Here is a 21456-nt window from a genome sequence, read left to right as displayed (position 1 = left end):
ATCACGACGCCGCCAGCACCTCGACCGGCTGCTCGACCGGCATACCATCTCGAAGCACCACCACGCTACCAACCGTCGCAGGCACGCGCTGCCCCGGAACGATGCTCCCCACGAGGTTGAGCGGGTCGCATCCCGAAAGGCGCACGGTTTCTCCGCGCGGTGGTTCATTCCGAATGGCACGTAATGCCTCGAGCGCCTCGGGCAAGGCGAATTGTTCCCCGACAAACGATGCGACGAGCCTTCCGCCGCGAATCTCCCCGCGCATTTCCAGGCGCCGATACACGCGCAAAAGCTGCCCCCACGCGGGCGCACGTGCCTCGCGCGCGACCACTTCGCGAAAAACGACGCCCCACCGACGCAAAAGCTGCCGAGCAAATCGCTCCACGGGATCCGCGTCATCCTGCGAATCGCCCGTCTCCATGAGCAGCGGCGCGCGAAGCAGCGACCACCTTCCCGCAGCAAACACCGGCGCACCTCGGCCAAACCGTTTGATGATGCCCGCATTCCGCGCCGGCCCCAAAAGGCCCCGCAACCCAGCAAAACCATCCCCCGTGATTCGCCCCGCAGATACCAATTCCCACAATGCTTCTTCCACGTCCCTCCTATCGAGACGCGTACCGCGCACGATGTCATCGAAAAACGACGCACCTTGACTGCCGAGCATCGCGAGCACCTTGCGCGCTTCTTCGGACAAACCTTCGTCATCATCGCTGTTTGTCGCTGCATTCGCACGACCGACCGGTTCGAGCAGCCACGACAAATCGCGCCGCATGACAAGCGAAATGGGCGCCGCACGCGTCGGTGCCGCAGCAGCCGACGCTCGAGGCGCAAGACGCCCCCAAGCCACCTCCCCGGACAAACACAACAAATCGAGCCATGAGGAATCGTATCCTTCCACGCGTGACGGCAAAATGTCCGATTCCCACGCCCCAGCGGCAATGTCGAATCCTTGAAGCTGCTCGACCACGCGCGCAAGCCCGCCCGATCCATGCATTCGTTTGCCGGGCAAAACCCCATGCCATGCAAGCAAAAAACGCATGTAATCCGACGGCATCGCAGGCTCGATCGCCCGCCGCAATCCATCCACCGTACGCCTGTGAATCCGCGCCAATAGCCGCCGATCACACCATTCCACCTCGCCCGGCTCGAGCCCCGGGGAAAACCTTCCCCGCAAAACGACCCCATCGAGCTCGACGCGGGCCAGCGCAATGTCCACGTCGGACAAACTCACGTCGAGGATTCTCGACAAAGCGGCCGGCGTCACCGGACCCATCGTCGCCAAATGGCCTCGCACGAGCGCAGCAAGAGCATCTTCACGCGCGACGGCCTTTTCCTCCGCAAGTCCAAGCAATTCCGGCACGAACGACGCATTCGGCCAAATGGCTTCCGCAGAAAAACGTCGTTCCGCAACGACCCACCGCGGCAATGACAAACCTTCCCCTACGAGCCGCGATGCCCTTCGAGCACGCACCAAAGCTTCAAAAAACGCACCATACCCTCGCTCGATGCCTTCCTTTTCGGAAAGTCCGGTCATATCGAGCAAAACATCGTGCAATTCGTCCGCGTCACGTACGACGGGCTGCGCTTCCGCAATGACGTCTCGAATGACTTCTGCATCCAATCCGCCCAATCGATCCACGATCTCCGCGGGCAAACCTCGACGCACCGTCACCGCCCGCGCTCGGCGTTCTTCGAGCGGCGCATCATCGAGGAACGTGTAGGGATTCGAATTCAGTATTTCATGCGAAAAGACGCTCGGTTCTGCCGTCTCCCGTGCCAAAATGCGAATTTCGCCTTTGGTTATGCGCGTGAGCACTTCGGTGAGCCCTTCGGCGTCCATTGCTTCGACCAAACAATCATGAAGCGTTTGGTTCACGAGCGGGTGATCGGGAATTTCCAATATGGCATCTCGACCGTGGTTGTCTTGGCACCCGAGCTGCGCTGGGAAAACGCCCGCGATCAAGTCTTCACTACGCATTCGTACGAGCGGCGTCGGGACCTTGCGCCCATTCGCAAAACGCGGAATCGCCAGCGACCTCGTCGCATTCCATCGAAAACGAGTTCCAAACATCGGCGCTTGCAAAGCGGCTTGTTCGAGCACCGTGCGGAGCCCTTCGGGCTTCAGCATTTCAAAAATGACTTCGAGGGGAAAACTATGTTGAGCACCCAGGCTCAAGAGCACTCCATCATCCGTCGCCGCGGCCTGTAATTCGAAGTCGAAACTGCGACAAAATCGCTTACGCAAGGCCATGCCCCAGGCGCGGTTGATACGACCTCCAAAAGGCGCGTGAATGACGAGCTGCATACCGCCCGCTTCGTCGAAAAACCTCTCCGCGACGACGACGTCTTGCGTCGGCACGTCACCAAGCGCATTACGAGCAGCCGCCACGTATTCGCAAAGAAGCACCGCCGCGGCAGGATCGAGCGCACATTCTTTCTCGAGCCATTGCGCCGTCGAATGCACACGCGGCCCTTGGCCAGATTCGAGATTCCCGAAAAGACGCTCGGTCACGTCTTTTCGCAATTGGCCCACCTCCGCGGAAAATTCACGCGTTCGAGCCGGCCCTTCGCCAAGCCAAAACGGCACCGTGGAAGGTTGTCCCGGCGCATCTTCCACCCATACCTTGCCCGATTCCACTCGACGAATGCGCCACGATGTCGATCCGAGCAAAAACACGTCGCCGGCCATGGATTCAATGGCAAAGTCTTCGTCGAGCGTGCCGATCTTGCTGCCGTCGGAAAGTACGACATCGTAATTTCCGTTGTCCGGGATCGCTCCACCGGACGTGAGCGCCAAAAGCCCAGCACCTCGACGCGCCTTCAATCGCCGTCCCACACGGTCGTGAAAGACGAGCGCACCGGTTCGTCCTCGACGCGCGGAAAAACCCTCCGACAACATGCGAACGACCTCATCGAAAACCGAGCGCTGCATGTCCTCGTACGGCGCAGCACGCCTCAGCACATCGAAGAGCTCGTCCTCGTTCCACTCGGCGTCCGCGCACGCAGCCACGATCTGCTGCGCCAAGATGTCGAGCGGCGCATCACGCATGATCATGCGATCCATTTCGCCACGACGCATCGCTCGAACCATCGCTGCACACTCGACGAGCTGATCCCGCGTGAGCGGATAGATCTTACCTTTCGGTGTCGCAAACAGCGCGTGCCCCGATCGACCAATACGCTGCACCGCCGTCGCGATCGATCGCGGTGATCCAAGCAGACAAACCAGCTCGATCGCACCCACGTCGATGCCCAGCTCCAGCGACGCCGTCGCCACGACGACCTTCAATTCACCCGCTTTCAATCGACGCTCCGCAGACAACCGACGTAGCCGCGACAAACTTCCGTGATGCGCAGCGACAACGTCTTCACCAAGCCGCTCGCCCAAATGAAGCGCCACGCGTTCCACCAGACGCCTCGTCCCGACGAACACCAGCGTGCTCCGATGCGCGCGGCATTCTTCCGCGATGCGATCGTACAGCTCGGCCCATTGCTCGTTCGTGCACACGGCGCCGAGCTCGTCCCGCGGAACCTCGATGGAAAGCTCGATGTCGCGACGAACACCCGCATCCACGATTGCCGGCAAAGGACGACCTGCGCCGACCAAGAGACGCGCCGCAAGCTCGATGGGGCGCATCGTCGCGGACAAACCCACGCGTTGCGGGCGCGGGCGACCTTGCCGCACGACCAGCTCTTCGAGGCGTTCGAGCGACAGCGCGAGATGCGCGCCGCGTTTGTCCGAAGCAACCGCGTGGATCTCGTCGACGATCATCGTGCGAACATCGGACAGAGCTCGACGACCCGACGCGGATCCGAGCAGGATGAAGAGCGATTCGGGCGTCGTGACGAGCACGTGTGGGGGCTTTTTTACGAGCAGTCTTCGTTCTTTCGCCGATGTGTCGCCCGTACGAACGGCTGTGCGCACACGCGGAGGCGTGCGTCCGATCTCGCGCGCAAGCTCGGCCATTTCCAAAGCAGGAACATCCAAGTTTTTCTGCACGTCGTTCGACAGCGCTTTGAGCGGCGAGACGTAAACGACCTCGATGCGATCTTCGAGGTGCCCGTCGTCATCGGCGCGAATCAACCGATCGAGACACGCGAGGAACGCGGCGAGCGTTTTACCGGAGCCCGTGGGTGCAGCGATGAGGCAGTCGCGACCATCGGCGATGATGGGCCACGCGCGGGACTGAACATCCGTAGCGCCTGCGAAGCGCGACGTGAACCAGGCATGAACGAGCGGGTGAAACACGGGCGCAAGCGTAGCTCGGAGCGACGTCGGAGGCAGCCAGTTCGGGTCGCGATCGGGCAAACACTTGCTGCTTTGGCGTGAGGCCGTAGACTACCGTGGGGCAATGCTTCGCAGCTACATGCGCGATGAGGGGTATGGTCACGATGCGTGCCGGAGACGTGTTCGACGATAGATTCTCGCTCGAAAAGCGCATTGGAGCGGGAGGCATGGGAACGGTTTGGCGCGCGTTCGATCGGGCGACCAGCGAGTTTGTCGCGCTCAAAGTTCTGCGCGACCCCGAAGGCGACGGCGCGCAACGATTTCTTCAGGAAGCCCGTATCCTCGCGACATTCGAACACCCTCACGTCGTGCGCCACGTCGCGCACGGAATTGCAAAGAGTGGCGAGCCTTATCTGGCGATGGAGTATTTGGAGGGCGAAAGTTTACTCGCCCGTCTCGAACGTGGGCCGCTCGATTTCGACCAATGCGTCATGTTGTGCCGCCACGTTGCCGATGCACTTGGCGCGGCGCATGCGCGGCGAATCCTTCATCGGGACATAAAACCCAGCAATCTATTTTTGGCTGGTGGATTGGTCGATGGAGTCAAAATCGTCGACTTTGGTATTGCGCGCACGGGCGGCGCCACCAGCAACCTCACCCGTACCGGATCGATTCTCGGCACGCCGGGTTATATGTCGCCCGAGCAGGCGCGCGGTGACCGAGATGCGGATGCGCGGTCCGACGTATTCGCACTCGGGTGCGTTCTTTTCGAATGTTTGACGGGCCAGCCACCATTTCAAGGCGCGCATGTCATGGCATTGCTCGCCAAACTCTTATTCGATGAGCCACCGCGTTTGTCGGATTTGCGACCCGATGTGCCCGAACCGCTTGCGGCGCTATGCACGCAAATGATCGCCAAGGATCCGGACCTGCGTCCAGAAAATGGAGCTGCCGTGCTCGGGCTCCTCGAGCGCATCGAAGCCGGCCCCAAGTCCATGGCGTCGAATACCGAAGTTTCACGCGTCGCATTGACGGGCAGCGAAAGGCGGCTCGTTTCCATCGTCGCTGCGTCACCACCCGTGGACTGCGACATAAATGCCGATTTGATCAATGCCGTTCGACGCGTTGCCGTGCCGCTCGGTGCTCGCGTCTCCGAATTGTCGAGCGGCGCCATCGTCGCCGTATTGCTCGGCGAAGGCAGCATCATGGATCAAGCGGCCGCCGCCGCGCGTTGTGCATTGTGGGTCAAGCTCGCCGTGCCTGAAGCTGCCGTCGTTCTCGTGACCGGACGTGGCGAATCCACCAATCGATTGCCCGTCGGCGAGGCATTGGAACGAGCCGCCGCGCTGCTCGATCAGGCGCTAGCGACAACCGGCGAACATGCCCGCGTATGGATTGACGCGAGCACCCATGCGCTCCTCGATACGCGATTCGACGTCGTCGTGCACGACGGACGTCAATGGCTACGCGGCGAGCATCAGACCATTCAGGAAAACCGCACGTTGCTCGGCAAAGCGAGCCCATTCGTGGGACGCGAGCGCGAAATGCGCAACATCGTCGATCTCATCGACGACAGCATCGACGAACGACGTCCCGCCGCCGTGCTCGTCACGTCTTCACCAGGAATGGGCAAATCGCGATTGCGCCAAGAAGTCGTTCGTACCGTGACCGAGCGTCATCCCGATGTGGCGCTGACGATGGCCCGCCCCGACGCGTTCAGCACGCATTCGGCGTATTCGCTCCTATCGGGTGCACTTCGCAATATTCTGCAAATCTCCGCGGGCGAGCCCATCGAGGCGCAGCGGCGCAAAATCGAGCTGCTCGTCGCATCTCTTCGCGACGAAACGCAGCGGCGCACCACCATGGAATTCCTCGGCGAGCTCGTAGGGGCTCCTTTTCCCGATGACGACAGCCCGCGATTACGCGCCGCGCGCCACAATCCCCAGCTCATGGCCGATCAAATCGCGATTGCATATTGTACGATCACCGCGGCCGTCGCAGCGACTCGACCGGTTCTCATGGTGCTCGAAGACTTGCATTGGGGCGACGCGTCTTCAATGAAAATCCTCACCGCCGTTTTGCGCGACCTCAAAGATTTGCCCATCGTCATTCTCGCGTTTGCCAGGCCCTCGGTGCACGAGGTGTTTCCGAATCTGCTCGAAAGCAACACGTTCGAGGAAATTCGCCTCAAACCGCTCACGCGCCGCGCCGCCACCGAATTGGTTTCGACCATGCTCGGCAATGCGGTCGACGATGAAGGGGTCCAAGCCATCGTCGAGCGTGCCGAGGGCAATGCGTTTTTCTTGGAAGAGCTCATTCGCGCCGTCGCAGACAAGCGCACGGGCGAATTGCCCAGCACCGTCCTCGGTATGGTCGAGGCACGTCTGGCGGCCCTCGCACCCGCCGTGCGCCGGCTCCTCCGCGCCGCGAGTATCTTTGGCGAAGTATTTTGGGAAAATGGCGTTGCCGAGCTGCTTGGCGAAAAAGCTCCGCTTGGCCCGCACCTCGCCGATTTGTGCTCACGCGAGCTCATCGTGCGCCGCCTTCATTCGCGTTTCGCCGGTCAAGACGAATATGCATTTCGTCATGCCATCATCCGCGAAGGAGCGTATGCCATGCTGGCCGAGCGCGACATGCGCCTCGGCCACCAATTGGCGGGTACGTGGCTGAAGCAAGCTGGTGAGCTCGATTCATTGGTCCTCGCCGAGCATTTTCATCGCGGCCAAGACACCGAAAACGCAGCGATTCATTATCTCCGAGCCGGCAGTCAAGCCTTCGACCGAGACGACCTCGCCGGCGCGCTGCTCAGCGGTCAGCGCGGTCTCGCTTGTGGCATGTCCGGTGAAATTCACGGTAACTTGCAAACGCTTTTGGCGATGACCCATTGCTGGCGTTCCGAGCTCGTTCTTGCGCATCAGGCGAGCCTTGCGGCATCGCATCTCGTGGCAAAAGGCAGCCGCTGGGAATGCTTGCTTTTGTTTCACGGAACATGGGCGGCGCTCGTCGTGGGTGCAGAGGATGATTTTACGGCAATGGCCCACCGATTCGCTGAATTCCAGCCCGATACCGACGTACGACGCGATTACTTGTTCTGGGCACCCCTCGCCGCTTCGCTCCTCACGTCGTATGGCCGCGAGCACCTTTGCCGTCGCCTGCTCGATCGCGCGGACGAATTGGCGCAATCGACCACGGCGCAGGATTTGGGACTCGTGGGGGCCATTTCCGTGGGTCAAAGCGATTACGTGCGCGCATTCGGACGGACGCCGTTCCGGCAGCTCGAACTGACGCGCCGAGCGGTAGAAGCATTCGAAAGCATTGGCGATACGCGCAATCAAATCACGGCGCTCAATCGATACGGCCAAGCGCTCGGCGAGATTGGCGACATCGACGCGGGTGAACGCGCATTGCGTGAAGCCGTCGCGCTTGCGCACCGTATTCGAGGTCCATTCGCGGCGCTTCAATCGGCGCTGCACCTCGCCGCATTGCTCGTCGGAACGAACACGCCGTCGAAATGGGACGCAGCAGATACCATTGCCACGGACGTGCTCGGTACGGCAAACTTGAGCGCTGGTTATCGCGCCTGGGCCCTTGGCATTCAGGCGCAGGTATTGTTGTCGCGCGGCGCATGCGAGCAAGCGGTCGAGCAAGCGCGCGCGGCCCAAGCATCTTGCATTCGCCTTCCACTTCGGCTCATGTGGATACGCACGGTTCTCGTGCGAGGTCTGCTCGGCTTGGGCCAAACGACCGAGGCGTCGAGCGTTGCGGCGGAAATCAATGGGATGCTCGACACGTTCGGAGGGGGTTACGTCGAGATCAGTGCGTGGCTTGCGATGGCCGAGACGCATGCATCGTGCGGCGACATGAATGCGGCGCGCGGCTGTCTTGCGCGGTGTATGCAATGCATCGACACGCGCGCGGCGGACATTGCGGACGAGACGATGCGACGCAGGTATTTGCACGACGTCGTGGAAAACGCACGCGCTCGGGAACTGGCGGGGCAGTGGCTTTGAGGGGCGGGTGGCGCAGACGTGCTCGTGTCGACGGGAAGGCAACGGTGCGAGGCGCTGCTATTTTCTTGGCACTCTTGCGCGGTTTTACTAGAGTTGCGCCATCATGGCGCGCCCCAAAGTCGTACTGAGCAAGGAAATCCGCCTGCCCGCGCGCACCGTCCGAGATGTCCGGGCCGCTTGCAACCCCGTCTTCGAACTCAGCGGCGACGACCTCGTGAAGCTTCGCGAAGACCTTTCCAGCGTCCGAGGCGGGTCGCGCCTCGTCCGCATGGAAGAGTCCATCCGCTCGGCGCTCCCCGGCGAATATCAAATTCAGCTCTTGAGCGGCCATACCGGTAGCGGCAAATCGACGGAATTGCGCTGGCTCGCGCGACAATTGCAATTCGATAAGGGCGGCCGCGTCCTCTATCCTCTCTTCATCGACATCGAAGAATACCTCAATCCGCGCGACATTCAGATCCCCGAATTCATCATGGCGATCATTGCGGCCCTCTTGGACGATCCCCGTGTCGGCCCGGACGTCCGCGCATCAGAAACGGTCAAGCGGTTCTGGAAAGAAGTCATCCAATGGCTGAAGGACTTGAGCGTGACCCTGGAGAGCGATATTGTCGCTGGCCTCTCCAAGCTCAAAGTCACATTCCGCACGTCCCCCGGTTTTCAGGAATCCTTTCGCGAACAATCGCACAAGCACGTCAAGACGCTGATCGAAACGCTCAGCGACGTCATCGAGGCTGCGCGGGCGCGCCTGATCAAGGACGATACGCATGATTTGGTGATCATGGTCGATAAACTCGATCGAATCGAGCGATTGCCGCTCGACGACAAAACGGGACGCACCAGACACGACCTATTTTATTTGGAACAATTGCCGTACATCCAAGACGTCCCGGTGCATTTCGTTTTGACGGTCCCCGTGACGCTGCACTTTACACAGGATCGGCTGCGCCAAGTGTTCCATGGAATGACGAACGTCGTATTGCCCATGGTGGCGGTGCACGAGCTGCATTCGGACAAGCCGCACATAGCGGGCATCGAAGCGCTCACGAAGCTGCTCGCACGGCGCGTGGACCTGAAAGAAACGTTTCAAGACGACGACGCGTTGCAATTTGCCATCATGGAATCGGGCGGCTGTTTACGAGATTTGTTCCGCCTCGTCTCCGAAGCAGTGCTCAACAAGCAAGCATTGAAGCTCTCGCGTGCCGACATCGAAATCATTGCCAAGGAAAACGCGAGCAACACCGAACGCTTGCTCCAAGGCCGTTCGTTTCTCCGAGACCTGCACCATGTTGCAAAAACGGGATCATTTCCCGAGAAGTTCGACGATGCCACGAAACAGTGGCTGCTCTACAATCTCATCGTGATCGAATACAACGGGGAAACCTGGTACGACGTGCATCCCTTCGCGCGACGAACGCGGGCTTATCGCGAAGCAGCGCCAATACCAGCACCATCACCATGAGCCACATCGTGCTCGACATCGACTTGAATCATCGAGTCGACGTATTGCGTGCCGCACTCGCCGATACCATCGGATTCTCGCTCGTCTTCATTCACGCACCCCCAGGCCCGATAAGGGACGAAATGCTCGCTCGCTTGCGAGCTTGGGCGGGCCGCGACAATGTCCCGCCGCTCGTCGAAGTGCACCTGGGCGTCTCCGAATGGCCGCACGAGCGCCTTCGCGCGCTGGGCCTGGAGGATGCTCCGCAAACCATGGTCGTGCTCACGGGACTCGAACAATACGCGACGGGAGATCAGGTATCTCCCGCATTGGCGCGACTGAATTTTTCGCGCGATTCATTGCCCCAATGGATTCCAGGACCCCTCGTGATCATCGCGTCGGAGGAAGCGTTTACGACGTTGTGGCTGAGCGCTCCGGATCTCGTGAGCTGGCGGGGGTTTGACATTGCCGTGCATCCCGTCGACACGTCGCCGAAAGAATCGCTCTTCACCGCAGAAACGGCGGAGCCGCCTAACGCAATTTCATCCGAAGATGCCGCGGACATCGATCGCTTGTCCGCGCTGCTGGAAGGCGTATTGACACGTCCGACGGGCCATGGGCAGCTCGAAGCAGCGCGGCTGCGCCTGCGGCTCGGGAAAGCATTGACGAGCGCCTATCGGCATGCCGAGGGTGAATCGCAGTTGACGCAAGCAGCAGCAGTGTTTCACGCCGAGGGGCGCAAAGGGGACGAGGCAGATGCGTTGTTTTTCCTGGGAATGAGTGCATTGAGACATTCCGACCACGCTGGAGCTCAACGGTACCTCGACCAAGCGCGCAGTCTTTTTCAAGAAGTCGGTAACGCCGTCGCCGAGGCGCATTGCATCAGAAACCTCGGCGACATTGCAGCGCTGCGCGCGGACATCGAAACCGCAAAGGCCCGTTACGAACAAGCTCGGTCACTGTATCAGGCTTCTCATCATGATGTCGGCGAAGCCAATTGCACCGCAAGCCTCGCCAATCTGGCCCTTCAGCGCTCCGATCTCGAATCGGCCAGAGCGCTCTTCGGACAGGCCCTGCCGCTATTCGAAGATGTGGGCAGTGTGCTGGGGCAGGCGAATTGCCTAGTAATGCTGGGCGACATCGCGTTCCAGCAGGCAGATCATGTAGCAGCGCAAGCACTCTACGAACGGGCTCAACCACTTTACGAACAAGTTGGAAACGTCCATGGCCAGGCAGAGTGCATCAGGAGACTCGGAGACGTCGCATTCGAGCGGGCGGACCATGCAGCAGCTCGAGCGCTCTACGAAAAAGCCCAACGGCTCTGCCAAAACATCAGCGACGTGTTCGGCGAAGCACATTGCGTTAGAAGCCTTGGCGATCTCGCGCTCTCCCGTGCGGACCTCGATACGGCACGAACCCTGTACGAACATGCGTTGTATCTGTACCGAAGAGTCGGCAACGTGCTCGGCGAGGCCAATTGCATACAAAGCCTTGGCGATGTGGCGCTTCGGTCGTCGGATTATGAATCCGCGCGCGAAAAGTACGAAGAAGCCCTGCCGCTATGTCGAAGAATCCACGACATGCTCGGAGATGCCAATTGCACCTTTCGCCTGGGTGACGTCGCCCAGGCCGAAGGTGACCATGAAACCGCGCGATCCCGGTTCCAGCGCGCGCTGCAGCTCTACGAACGGATCGGGATGCAGCTTTCCATCGGAACCATGCACAAGCGGCTTGCGCAGGTGGCCCCGAATTCTGCCATTGCCGCGCAACATGTCGAAGCTGCCCGTGAAGCCTGGAATCGAATCGGCCGGACGGACTTGATCGAGGGGCTGAAGAAGATCAGCGCGTAAACTTGGATTGGGCGTTCCGGGGAGAATCGACACGCGCGCTCGGGCACTGGCGGGCAGTGGCTTTGAGGGGATCCTCGACGTCGGATTGAAAACCCGCCCAAGAATCGCCGACTTGCATGGCTGTCATTCGCGGATTCTCCTCGCAACATGCGATTGACGTCTCTGTCGATCAGCCTTTTCGATCAGAGATGGCACTTGCCGTCGCCGGAAGGTAAGGACTTGCCACCGCAAGGGCGACCTTGCGTCGACGCAAACCGGGGATTTCGGGCGGCAAAAGGCACCTTACGTCGACGGAAGGTGCGGAGCGTGGACACGTCTTGTCGTCTTACGTCACCGGAAGGTCGAGTTTCCGACGAGAGAGGGCAACTTCCGTCCGCGTAAGGTGGGGATCCTGGTCGGAACGTCGAGCCAGCGTTTCCGGAAGGTGCGGTTTGCGTTTGGAGGGGCGCGTTGACGGTGTTGGCGCTTCCCGAAAGAGGTTGGCTTTTACAAAAGTGACTGACACCTTTCTCGGGATCGACCTCTGCAGCATCGCCGATGGTGTGGTCGGGCGCTGGAGTTGGCGCCTGCACGAGTGCCGATGGTGTGGTCGGGCGCTGGAGTCGACGGCTGCGGATATGCGCAAGGTGAAGGGAGATGCTGGAGTATGGGGGCGCGTGATGGAGTAGCTGGGAGGCGAGTGGGTCGGGTGGGCATGCGACAGAATCATTCATGCGAGGGCGTCTTTACCATCAGGAGCGTCACCTTCGCGCGACACAAGGCGACCGATATTTGGTGAAATCCCTGCGACATCAGAGCGCTTTCCAAAGGGTCGGCAAGGTTGGACAGGCCGCCGAGAGTCGATTGAACCTTTTCGTACGCTGCATCGAACGCTGCGAGCAGTGCTTGCTGCGCCGTTGGTGATAGGTCCAAGGGTGGTACGGCCGGCCTGCCTCGCGGCGGTCCATCGCGGTACCAATCCGGGGCGAGGTCAGCGTGCTCATCATAAATGGGCGCCATGACGTTGTCGAACATGTCCGACATGACGTGTCCCAAGAGTTTGGCACACGTGCGGAAGGGCTCTGCCGGACACGTTGCTTTGAGATCGCTCAGCGTCTTGTCGATGAGAAATGAGGACTCGTTGAGTGCTGCCAAGATTTCGGTCGCGGTGGTTTTGTCCATTTCGCTGTCGCACATCGTACGTCAAAACTATTGCGCACTCTTGCAGGATTCGAAAGAAAACTTTTGCTGAGTGTCGCATAAGAACTCTTGATCACGGCAGCAGTCGATACACGTGCGGCCAGCATTGCGGTTCTCGCAATCGGTCCAGCAATCGTCTACGGGCCTATAACATTCCTTCCGCAAGACATAGCCGCCATCGATTGCATCATAACGCGTTTTTTGTTTCTCTCGGGGGCGACAACCCGCGCCCGTGAAGAGGAATGCCACGGCAATGACGATAGAGACTTTTTTCATTCGTGCCTCATTCGGATCCGGCAAGACGATTGTTCACAAATTTAGGCCCTCGTCGCGTGAGCAGCCTGCGTTATTGCCACAAGTACCTGAAAAGCCGCAAGGCAAGCTCGGCACCGAGCTTGGTTACCCATGCAATAGCCAGAATTTTGGGAATCGTCCATCCGCGAACACGTGCGAGCTGCCGTGCAATATCGGGCATGAGCGCGGCGAGCAGCAGCGCGTGAACTGCTGCATACATCATGCTGAAAGACGCATCAGACCATGACAGCGTGTTGCGCATTGAATCCCAAACGACGGCATGAGGTTGGCCATATGCGACACGCAAAAGAAGTAATGAACACACGCATATCATTGAACCCGCAAGGGGCGTCACGACAGGCAAAGCCACGATTGCTGGAACGAGCATCCCACGGTTTGGCGGGCCAAGGTTTGCAACGGTTCGCCGATTGATCACCAGAACCAATGCACAGCTCGCCGCAAAAACCGCCACGGTCACCCCACCTTGCCGTAATGCCGACAAGCCGACCACACGCGCTGCGAAATCTTCGCCGCCGAATTGCTGCAACGCGAACGTGATCTGCAAGGTGTGAACAGCGCCCCAGAACATCGACGCAGCCACCGTCGCAATAACAAAAACCTTCGCAACATACCGCCATTCAGCACGTGACAAACGCGCCGTATCCTCGGAAGATTCGATCGATGCGGGAGCGCGGTAATGGTTTTCGGTGTCGTTCATGGGAAAGACGAAGCCGCTCGCTTGTCCTTCCAAACGTCTACCATACGAGCCCCGTCGTCACCATGTTCATGCGCTTCACGTGACATCGAAAGGTCGATGCCGGCGTAGCCCATGGAGCGGCAAGTCTACACGCTCGAGACGTTCAACCAGCATGCCCCACCTTCAGCGATGCGATCGTGCGCGGCCCGCGAATCGCTGGTGCACCGGGAGCCAGTTTGTCTTTCAGGTACGTCGTCGAAGAGCTCCTCCACAACCCCCTCGCCCACACATCCCACTCGCATGATCCCTCGTTCGATGCGCAAACGAGCCCCCATGCAGCGCGCTCGCGAGGCGCTCGTCAAAACGAGTTTCATTCGACACGCGATGCGGTGTAAGCTCGCGCGAACTGACGTCGTTGTACGTCAGCCTCTCGGAGAGATCTTCATGGCCCTCGAGCGTCGGAACTTCAGCGCACGCTTCAACGTGCTCACGTCGTTGCTCTCTTTGTTCGTCGTTGCGTGTGGTGCATCGGCTCCATCAGCATCGTACGCGCCGCCATCGCCAGCGTATTACGGCGGAGGTGCTGCGCAGGCCGAGGCGATGTCGGATGCGCCCACGGCGGCGATGCCCGCGCCACCACCCATGGACAGCCCGGCGCCGATGGCGGATCACGGTTCGTACGATGGCGATTCGTACGACGATGAAGGATCATCGGGCGATTCGGGCTTCTTCGGAGGCGCAGAAAAGGCGCCGGCTGCAGCTCCAGCAGCGCCCGGCAGACCCGTGGCACCTGCAGCACGCGCGCCGATGGGAGCGCCGACGCCGGCCAAACCTGCACCAGCCAAACCTGCTGGTCCTGCGTCAGCACAACAAAAACCAGGACAAAAGGCCGAAGGGCCGAGCTCACAAGCCCAGGAAAAACCCATTGCACCGCTGCTCATCTACACGGGGCACGTGGGCATGGAAGCGCCCGAGCCTGCGGTCGTTCCAGCAACGATCGACAAAGTGATCGACTTGGCCGAGTCGTTCGGCGGTTATCTCGCAGCGCGTACGGACACGAGCGTCGTGGTGCGCGTGCCTTCGAGACATTTCCGCGACGCAATGACGGGTTTGGAGAAACTCGGCGAAGTCAAACGGCGAAGCGTGAATGCCGAAGACGTCTCCGAGCAGTACCATGACCTGGAAGTGCGCCTGGCAAACTTGAAGACGGTGCAGAAACGACTGCAAGAGTTTTTGGCGAAAGCCGTGAACGTGAACGAAGCGCTTCAAGTGGAGCGCGAGCTCGAACGAATTGGACAAGAGATCGATCGAATCGAAGGACGCATGCGATTTTTGCGTGCTCGCGCGACGTTCTCGACCATCACGGTGGACGTTACGGCCAAACCCAAGCAACAGGTCGTCGTGGTGCAAGGACCGCCCCCGCCGCCTCCGCCGCGCGTGGCCGACTTGCCCATCGATTGGCTCTCGAGGATCGGGCTCGAGACGTTGCTCACGCTTCGCTAGGGGACGGAGGCACAATCATGAAACGCACTTTGCTGACCATTTGCACTTGCCTCGCCGCGTCGCTGTTTGCCATGGGTTGCGGCCCGGGTTTTGGCCTGAAGACGCCCGATGGATTCGTGGAGCTCGATGACCAAAAAGAACACGCTTATCGAGCGACGACGGCACAAGGCATCGTGCTGGGCGTGCGCGTCGAACCGAATCGGCCAAAGGGGAATTTGGCGTTCTGGTCCGATGCAATCGACTTGAAGCTGCGGAACATCGGCTACACGGCGGCCGAGGCGAACGAGATCAAGACGAAGTCGGGCGCCAAGGGGAAACAACTGCGATACACGCGAACGATTTACGATCGGCCGCACGTCTTTTGGTTCACGGTGTTCGTCACGGATGCGGACGTGTTCGTCATCGAAGCGGGCGGAGACCAACGCAATTTCGACAAAGTGAAGGACGAAATCACCAAGTCGATCGAAGGCTTCGTGCCAGGTTGATCGATCCGCGTTCGGGCGGATGACGCATTTTTCCACCAACGCGAAACCATCATTCCCCCTTCGCAAACGCATTCCGAACGCGTACAATCGGCAGCCATGTATACCATGCTGCAACGCCTCGCCCTTGTTCTCGGATCCTGCTTTCCTCTGGCGCTCGTCGGTTGTTCCGGCGAATCATCGACGACGATAGGTTCGACCTCGACTGGGGCGAGCTCATCGAGCGGCGGCTCGACCGAATCGAGCAGCAGCGGGTCGGCTTCGTCGGGGTCCGGGAGCGTGTCTTCGTCATCGAGCTCGAGCAGCGGAGGCACGGGGGGTTCGGGAGGCGGAGGTAATGCGAAGTCGGTGGTGAAGTTCGTCGCGATTGGCGATACGGGGAAAGGCAACCAGGGGCAATACGACGTTGCCGCTGCGATGGCGAAGAAGTGCGAGGCCGATGGTTGCGACTTCGTTCAGCTTTTGGGAGACAACATTTACGATAGCGGCGTGGATTCGACGTCGGATCCACAATGGCAATCGAAATTCGAGCTGCCGTATGCGGCGCTCGACTTGCCGTTTTGGGTGGTGCTCGGGAATCACGATTATGGTGGCGACGGCGCCGGGACCGATTTCGGCAAAGGGAAGCACGAAATCGATTATACGAAAATTTCGACGAAGTGGAAGCTTCCGGCGGCGTATTACACTCGGTCGGAGAAACACGTCGATTTTTTTGCGCTCGATACGAACATGGCGATGTTCAGCCAAGCGGATAACCAGAAGAACGACGTTCCGACGTGGATTGCGGCGTCGAAAGCGCAATGGAAGATAGCGCTGGGGCACCATCCGTACCTGTCGAACGGGAAGCATGGGAATGCGGGCGAATACGAGGGGCTGCCGTTCGTGCCGATCGTCAACGGCAAAGGCGTGAAGGATCTGTTGGACGATGTTGTCTGCGGCAAGGTGGATCTTTATCTTTGCGGACACGACCACAGCATGCAATGGCTACAGCCCAAGTGTGGCTCGAACACGGAGTTGGTCATTTCAGGTGCGGGCGCGTCGACGTCGGAGTTGAAGGGTGGCAATCCGGTGCACTTCGAATCGCTCGACATTGGCTTTTTCTACGTGGTCATCGAGGACAACGTGCTGACGGGACAGTTTTACAACGCGGCCGGCGAGGTGCTCTTCACGAGGACGATTACGAAGTAGGCTGCTGCGCGATTACTTCCGCTTCGAGGCTCGCGCTTTGCGCTGGTGATCATCGCGAGCCAAACGGAGCAATCCGGTTCGAGGGCAAACGTAGAATCCCCGCCATCCATAGGACGACAAGGGCCAGAATTTGTCGCGGTTCGGGCCGCTCGCCGTGGGGTGGTACGGAATGCCGTCGATGATGACGGGATTTCGTTCGACGTACTGCAAGACGTGGTCGTAGACGTGCTTTTGCACGGCGCTTTTGGGTGACAAGAATTCCCGAAGCTCGGACCAAACCGCATTCCACGGCCTTCCCACGCGGCGCCCGAGAAATCGGCGCAATGGGGCGAGGTTCTCGTTGAGCGATTTGGTTTGGCCGCGAAACCACATGGGTTCTTTGCAAGGGAGCGCTTCGGGGTCGGTTCGACGCTTGGTCACGTACCGACCTTTTCCCTTGGCGCGCCAGCCGAGCCGTGGCCGCTCGATGATGATTTCGAACATGTCTTTACGCATGATTGTCTCCTCAATTCGCATCACGCGTGCACACGCAAAGCTCGCCGCGCGGCGAAAGCGTGTAGGTGCGCACGGGAAAGCCGCGCTCGAGGCGCGCGTGGGTGGACCATTTTGCAGTTTCTTGCCGAGCCAATCGATTCTCTTCGCGGGCTTTCAAGAGCGCGGAGAGCCTAGTCATTGCGCGCCCTAGATTCGCCTTTTGGGAACGTTCGTCGCTGGCGCGCACGACGAGCCCAGTCGGCAAATGGCGAATGCGCACGGCCGTCGACGTTTTGTTGACGTTTTGCCCGCCAGGGCCGCTCGCGCGCATGGTGGTGATTTCCATGTCGCGCGGATCGATGGCAATGGTAATGCCTTGTTCGATGGGCGGCGCATCGTGCACTGAAACGGATGCATACCAGCGCTTGCGCGAAGCTTTGCCGCGCTGGCTGCTTCGCGCGACGAGCGCGTGGGTGCCCATTTCGTGCGCAAGAAGCGCCTTGTCGCCTCGAACGAGTAAATCGACCGATCCGGGCGCATCTTCGTCGCCATGCACGACGACTTCTTCGACGATGAGCCCCAATTCTTCGCATACGGATTCGATACGTTCCGCAAGTTGCGCGACGAATTGACGCACTTCCAGGGGGCCGTATCCTGCCGTAACGACGATGATGTGGGTGTTCATAATTGATGCCGTTTCATGATTTGAACGCTCGCTTCGCGCGCGTGGGACGCGCGCTGCGCGAGGTTTTGTTTACGATGGGGGGGCCGAGGCTCGCCTCCCGGTGTTTTTGCGCTTCGCACAAAAACACGGCGAGGCTCGGCCCCCCCATACCCCCTGATTTGTCCTTGTACCGAGCCGGCACGTCTACGAAGTCATTGCTTGATCGTTATTACCGGCAAGAGCGACGCGACGGGTGCGGCAACGCCTTCTTCAACGAGGCTCGCGACAACGGGTTCAATGGGCTTGTATGCGTCGGGATGCTCTTCGTAGAGCAAATCGACGTCATCGCATACGATGCGCCCACCATGCGAGGTGCGCGATAGCTCGGCACGCTTGTATCGCGATGCGAGCTTTTTGCGCGCATCGCTGCGATTCATGCGGCGCCCTGCACCATGCGCCACCGAGGAAAGGGCTCCTTCATGGCCCGCACCCAAAAGCACCCACGAAGGAGCACCCCGGCTGCCGAGCACGACGGTCGGTTCGCCATTCGCCGCAGGAGCCGCTCCCTTGCGATGCACGAATACGGACGCTCCTCCGATGTTTTCGCGTCGAATGGTGTTGTGCACGATTTCGATGCTGCCACGAACCTTGTCGGTACGAAGCGCACCCATGGCCTTGAGAAGCCTACAAGCGACGAGAAATCGGTTGGTTTTGGCAAACCGTACGGCACCCGCGAGATCGCCGAGGTATTCGTCAATGGCGGCGCCCGTGAGGAACGTTTCGCCATAACGACGACCAATCTGCGCCCCGAGCCCGCGCGAGCCCGTGTGAACGAGCGCGACGAGCGACCCTTTTTCGAGGCCAATCGCATCGGCCGCAGCTTCGTCGCTGACGCTGCCGACGCGCGTGACTTCGGCAAAGTGGTTGCCACCTCCAACGCTCCCGAGCGCCCGTCCATGCGACGGATCGCGATATGGAAGCGAATCGCCGCTGGGCCCCAAATCAATGTCGCCCTGGACCAATGCAAGCGCCGCGATTTCATCCGGAACGCCGGATACCTTGGCAATGCCTTTCGGCCCTTCGCTCCATGCAGCATCGAAGACCTCGAGCGGATCGCAATCTTCGAGCGGATCGTTATTCATTGCATCACGAACGCGCCTTTCGAGTTTGTCCGGAGCCATTGCCGACGCCTTGGTGGACACGAGGAAAACACCGCATCCCGCATCGCCTCCGACGAGGTACGGCAAGATGCGATTTTCAAAGGCAAAAACAGCTCCGATGGGACCTTTGCCCGCGTGCAAATCCGGCATTGCTGCGGCACGCACGCAGCCTTCGAGCTGAGCAACGCGCGCGAATTGTTCGACGGCGTTGGTTTCCATCCACACGTCGTGCCGGGCAAACAGGCGCGCGTGCGAAGGCAACGATGGTTGAGGAAACGATGAAGTGCCCATGTTGGTGTCTCTGGTCAGGCAGCGTGTCGCTGCGATGGTAGCTGTACTTGCGTGATCCGTGCCAGGTCGAAAAGCCGCGAAATTCGATGTGTATGGCGTGCCAGTTGATGCACGTCGCACCACTTTTCTGGTGGACTTTGCACCACCGCTGATGCACGATGCACCGGTGGTATCTCGTCGAGCGCTCATGACATGGTCGGATGCGGGTGTGGTGGGTCCGTCGCCGTCGCATCAAGGTCCGCGGCCTGCGAGCGATCGGGGGCCGATCTTGCGGCTGATGGATCACGGAGACACGTCGTACGACGTCGCGTGGGTGCTATCGATACCGGCGGGGGAGGTTCCGGCGCAAGCGCTTTGTCGATCGCTTTCGGCGCGCATCGAAGAGGTGGAGCTCATCGTCGTCGATGTGGATGATCCGACCGATTATGCGCGGCTCTTTCGATTGCTCGGTCCCATCGTGACGCAGGCAAAAACAAAACTTTTGGCTTCGGGCTTCGAGATTGACGTATTGCTTTCGGCAGGGACACCTCAAACGCAGACTTTGTGGGTGATATTGGTGCAAGCGGGGCTTTTGCCGGCGCGCATGCTTCAGGTGATTCCTCCTGCATTCGTTCCGGTGCCGCATCCGAAGGCGGTACGTGAAGTGCGGCTCGATATCGAGGGATTTCCCGAAATACGGGCGATGCGGGACGAGCTCGAACGGCTGCGTGCGGCATCTCTGGCGCCGAAATCGGCGCTCTTGGGAGAAAGCGCAGCGCTCGTGGAGCTGCGCGCCAAGGTGTCGCGCATTGGGGCAAGCGATGCATCGGTGCTGATATTGGGCGAAACGGGGACGGGAAAGGAGCTCGCAGCACGAGAGATTCACGCGCGTTCTGTTCGGGCAAAGGGGCCATTCGTCGCAGAAAACTGTTCGGTGTTTGCGGAAGGGGTGCTTTCGAGCGAGCTATTTGGGCACGAAGCGGGCGCATTTACGGGGGCGCAGAAGCGGCGGCGAGGTCTTTTCGAGCAGGCGCATGGGGGGACATTGTTTTTGGATGAAGTGGGGGAATTGTCGCCTCGGGTGCAGGCGGCATTGCTTCGCGTATTGCAGGAAGGGACGCTCCGGCGCGTGGGCGGTGAAGCGCCGGTCGAAGTCGACGTGCGTATCGTGGCGGCGACGCATCGGGATCTTCAGGCAATGGTGCGTCGGGGAGAATTCCGGGAGGATCTTTTTTATCGATTGCGTGGAGCGACGATTGAAATGCCGCCTCTCCGGGCGCGTCCGGGCGACGTGGAGCTTTTGGTGGAGAGTTTTCTTTTGGAGTTGCGAAGCAAAAAAGGCGGACGTCGTTTGCGCGTGACGCGCGATGCGATGCGGATTCTCACGCAATACGGCTGGCCGGGCAACGTGCGCGAGCTTCGGGCGGAGGTGATGCGGTGGGGGGTCTTTTGCGACGAAGTCGTCCACGTGAACGACCTCGCGAATGAAATTCGTTACGGTGGGGAAGCTCAGCACAATCAAGCGAGCGGACGAAGCGACGTTTTGCAGGGCGAGATGCGCACGCTGCGAGAATGCGTGGACGATGCCGAGCGGGATGCGATAACGAAGGCGCTGCAGGCCGAGCGCGGGAATTTGAGCCGCACAGCGAAAGCACTGGGGATTGACCGCAATACGCTCAAGCGAAAGATGAAGGCGTTCGGGACGCGGGAGGAAGAGAACGAATAGGCGCGGTGCGCGGTCGGCTTCAGCCGAATTGCTCGTGCGCGTGTGCTCGAACATTTGCTATTGCTTTTCCAATGTGAGGACCGTATCGTCGCACGATGACGTCCCGCATTGAAGACGCCCTTGATAGTGTCGAGAATTTACGTGGCTGGCGAGCTTTTCTCGCCTTGTCGCCCGAAGCTGCCGATGCCGATGCGATCGTCGGAGCGCAGCCTAACGATATTTTATCGGATCCCGAATACATGGTGGCCACTCGATGGTCGACGGCTTTGCCGCAACGTATGGGACGCTGACGA

Annotated in this window: 15 protein-coding genes; 8 read left to right on the top strand and 7 right to left on the bottom strand. The window is 60.0% G+C overall.

Going from position 1 to position 21456, the window contains the following annotated elements; all coding sequences use genetic code 11:
* Position 1 precedes the first annotated feature (1 nt).
* Entirely contained in the window at positions 2-4285 is a 4284-nt protein-coding gene (locus IPM54_17940) for a DEAD/DEAH box helicase (GenBank protein ID MBK9261673.1), read from the bottom strand.
* A 98-nt stretch (positions 4286-4383) separates the two neighbouring features.
* On the opposite strand from IPM54_17940, the gene IPM54_17935 reads away from it, so the two are divergent.
* From IPM54_17935 to IPM54_17925, 3 genes are all read left to right on the top strand, one after another.
* Positions 4384-8238 (top strand): protein kinase, encoded by a 3855-nt coding sequence (locus IPM54_17935; GenBank protein ID MBK9261672.1) that lies wholly within the window; start codon positions 4384-4386, stop codon positions 8236-8238.
* 103 nt (positions 8239-8341) lie between these two features.
* Positions 8342-9697, top strand: a complete 1356-nt coding sequence (locus IPM54_17930) for a hypothetical protein (protein ID MBK9261671.1) — start codon at positions 8342-8344, stop codon at positions 9695-9697.
* The gene (locus IPM54_17925) at positions 9694-11526 is read left to right on the top strand and encodes a tetratricopeptide repeat protein (GenBank protein MBK9261670.1); all 1833 of its coding nucleotides are present in this window, start codon (positions 9694-9696) and stop codon (positions 11524-11526) included. The genes IPM54_17930 and IPM54_17925 overlap by 4 nt, the downstream gene beginning before the upstream one ends.
* A 705-nt stretch (positions 11527-12231) precedes the next feature.
* On the opposite strand, the gene IPM54_17920 is transcribed toward IPM54_17925, so the two are convergent.
* From IPM54_17920 to IPM54_17910, 3 genes are all read right to left on the bottom strand, one after another.
* Positions 12232-12687 carry a hypothetical protein gene (locus IPM54_17920; protein MBK9261669.1) on the bottom strand — a complete coding sequence of 152 codons (456 nt, stop codon included), beginning with the start codon at positions 12685-12687 and terminating at the stop codon, positions 12232-12234.
* 27 nt (positions 12688-12714) lie between these two features.
* On the bottom strand, positions 12715-12981 hold the full coding sequence (locus tag IPM54_17915; GenBank protein ID MBK9261668.1) for a hypothetical protein: 267 nt from the start codon (positions 12979-12981) through the stop codon (positions 12715-12717).
* Between the two features lie 70 nt (positions 12982-13051).
* The gene (locus tag IPM54_17910; GenBank protein MBK9261667.1) at positions 13052-13717 is read right to left on the bottom strand and encodes a hypothetical protein; all 666 of its coding nucleotides are present in this window, start codon (positions 13715-13717) and stop codon (positions 13052-13054) included.
* A 423-nt stretch (positions 13718-14140) separates the two neighbouring features.
* On the opposite strand from IPM54_17910, the gene IPM54_17905 reads away from it, so the two are divergent.
* From IPM54_17905 to IPM54_17895, 3 genes are all read left to right on the top strand, one after another.
* Positions 14141-15199 (top strand): DUF4349 domain-containing protein, encoded by a 1059-nt coding sequence (locus IPM54_17905; GenBank protein ID MBK9261666.1) that lies wholly within the window; start codon positions 14141-14143, stop codon positions 15197-15199.
* 17 nt (positions 15200-15216) lie between these two features.
* Positions 15217-15684 carry a serine/threonine protein kinase gene (locus IPM54_17900; GenBank protein ID MBK9261665.1) on the top strand — a complete coding sequence of 156 codons (468 nt, stop codon included), beginning with the start codon at positions 15217-15219 and terminating at the stop codon, positions 15682-15684.
* 105 nt (positions 15685-15789) lie between these two features.
* Positions 15790-16869 (top strand): metallophosphoesterase, encoded by a 1080-nt coding sequence (locus tag IPM54_17895; GenBank protein ID MBK9261664.1) that lies wholly within the window; start codon positions 15790-15792, stop codon positions 16867-16869.
* A 12-nt stretch (positions 16870-16881) separates the two neighbouring features.
* On the opposite strand, the gene IPM54_17890 is transcribed toward IPM54_17895, so the two are convergent.
* From IPM54_17890 to IPM54_17880, 3 genes are all read right to left on the bottom strand, one after another.
* Complete coding sequence (locus tag IPM54_17890) at positions 16882-17364, bottom strand: hypothetical protein (protein ID MBK9261663.1); 483 nt, start codon at positions 17362-17364, stop codon at positions 16882-16884.
* 10 nt (positions 17365-17374) lie between these two features.
* On the bottom strand, positions 17375-18028 hold the full coding sequence (locus IPM54_17885) for a peptide chain release factor-like protein (protein ID MBK9261662.1): 654 nt from the start codon (positions 18026-18028) through the stop codon (positions 17375-17377).
* 191 nt (positions 18029-18219) lie between these two features.
* Positions 18220-19458, bottom strand: a complete 1239-nt coding sequence (locus IPM54_17880) for an RtcB family protein (protein MBK9261661.1) — start codon at positions 19456-19458, stop codon at positions 18220-18222.
* Between the two features lie 151 nt (positions 19459-19609).
* Between IPM54_17880 and IPM54_17875 the strand changes: the two genes are divergently transcribed.
* Together IPM54_17875 and IPM54_17870 are read left to right on the top strand one after the other, a co-directional pair.
* Positions 19610-21163: a sigma-54-dependent Fis family transcriptional regulator gene (locus IPM54_17875; GenBank protein MBK9261660.1), complete on the top strand. Its 1554-nt coding sequence runs from the start codon at positions 19610-19612 to the stop codon at positions 21161-21163.
* Positions 21164-21258: 95 nt separating this feature from the next.
* Positions 21259-21453 carry a hypothetical protein gene (locus IPM54_17870; protein ID MBK9261659.1) on the top strand — a complete coding sequence of 65 codons (195 nt, stop codon included), beginning with the start codon at positions 21259-21261 and terminating at the stop codon, positions 21451-21453.
* Positions 21454-21456 lie beyond the last annotated feature (3 nt).

The sequence above is a fragment of the Polyangiaceae bacterium genome (assembly GCA_016715885.1).
Taxonomy (GTDB): domain Bacteria; phylum Myxococcota_A; class Polyangia; order Polyangiales; family Polyangiaceae; genus Polyangium.
The sequence above is the reverse complement of the archived record's forward strand: the minus strand, read 5'-3'. Positions and strand labels throughout refer to the sequence as shown.

Excerpts from the sequence above, each read along its gene's own strand:
- IPM54_17915 (MBK9261668.1), bottom strand. The coding sequence starts at position 12,981 with ATGAAAAAAGTCTCTATCGTCATTGCCGTGGCATTCCTCTTCACGGGC.
- IPM54_17935 (MBK9261672.1), top strand. The coding sequence starts at position 4,384 with ATGGTCACGATGCGTGCCGGAGACGTGTTCGACGATAGATTCTCGCTC.
- IPM54_17900 (MBK9261665.1), top strand. The coding sequence starts at position 15,217 with ATGAAACGCACTTTGCTGACCATTTGCACTTGCCTCGCCGCGTCGCTG.
- IPM54_17920 (MBK9261669.1), bottom strand. The coding sequence starts at position 12,687 with ATGGACAAAACCACCGCGACCGAAATCTTGGCAGCACTCAACGAGTCC.
- IPM54_17885 (MBK9261662.1), bottom strand. The coding sequence starts at position 18,028 with ATGAACACCCACATCATCGTCGTTACGGCAGGATACGGCCCCCTGGAA.
- IPM54_17910 (MBK9261667.1), bottom strand. The coding sequence starts at position 13,717 with ATGAACGACACCGAAAACCATTACCGCGCTCCCGCATCGATCGAATCT.
- IPM54_17890 (MBK9261663.1), bottom strand. The coding sequence starts at position 17,364 with ATGCGTAAAGACATGTTCGAAATCATCATCGAGCGGCCACGGCTCGGC.
- IPM54_17930 (MBK9261671.1), top strand. The coding sequence starts at position 8,342 with ATGGCGCGCCCCAAAGTCGTACTGAGCAAGGAAATCCGCCTGCCCGCG.
- IPM54_17925 (MBK9261670.1), top strand. The coding sequence starts at position 9,694 with ATGAGCCACATCGTGCTCGACATCGACTTGAATCATCGAGTCGACGTA.
- IPM54_17880 (MBK9261661.1), bottom strand. The coding sequence starts at position 19,458 with ATGGGCACTTCATCGTTTCCTCAACCATCGTTGCCTTCGCACGCGCGC.
- IPM54_17895 (MBK9261664.1), top strand. The coding sequence starts at position 15,790 with ATGCTGCAACGCCTCGCCCTTGTTCTCGGATCCTGCTTTCCTCTGGCG.
- IPM54_17870 (MBK9261659.1), top strand. The coding sequence starts at position 21,259 with ATGACGTCCCGCATTGAAGACGCCCTTGATAGTGTCGAGAATTTACGT.
- IPM54_17905 (MBK9261666.1), top strand. The coding sequence starts at position 14,141 with ATGGCCCTCGAGCGTCGGAACTTCAGCGCACGCTTCAACGTGCTCACG.
- IPM54_17875 (MBK9261660.1), top strand. The coding sequence starts at position 19,610 with ATGCACGATGCACCGGTGGTATCTCGTCGAGCGCTCATGACATGGTCG.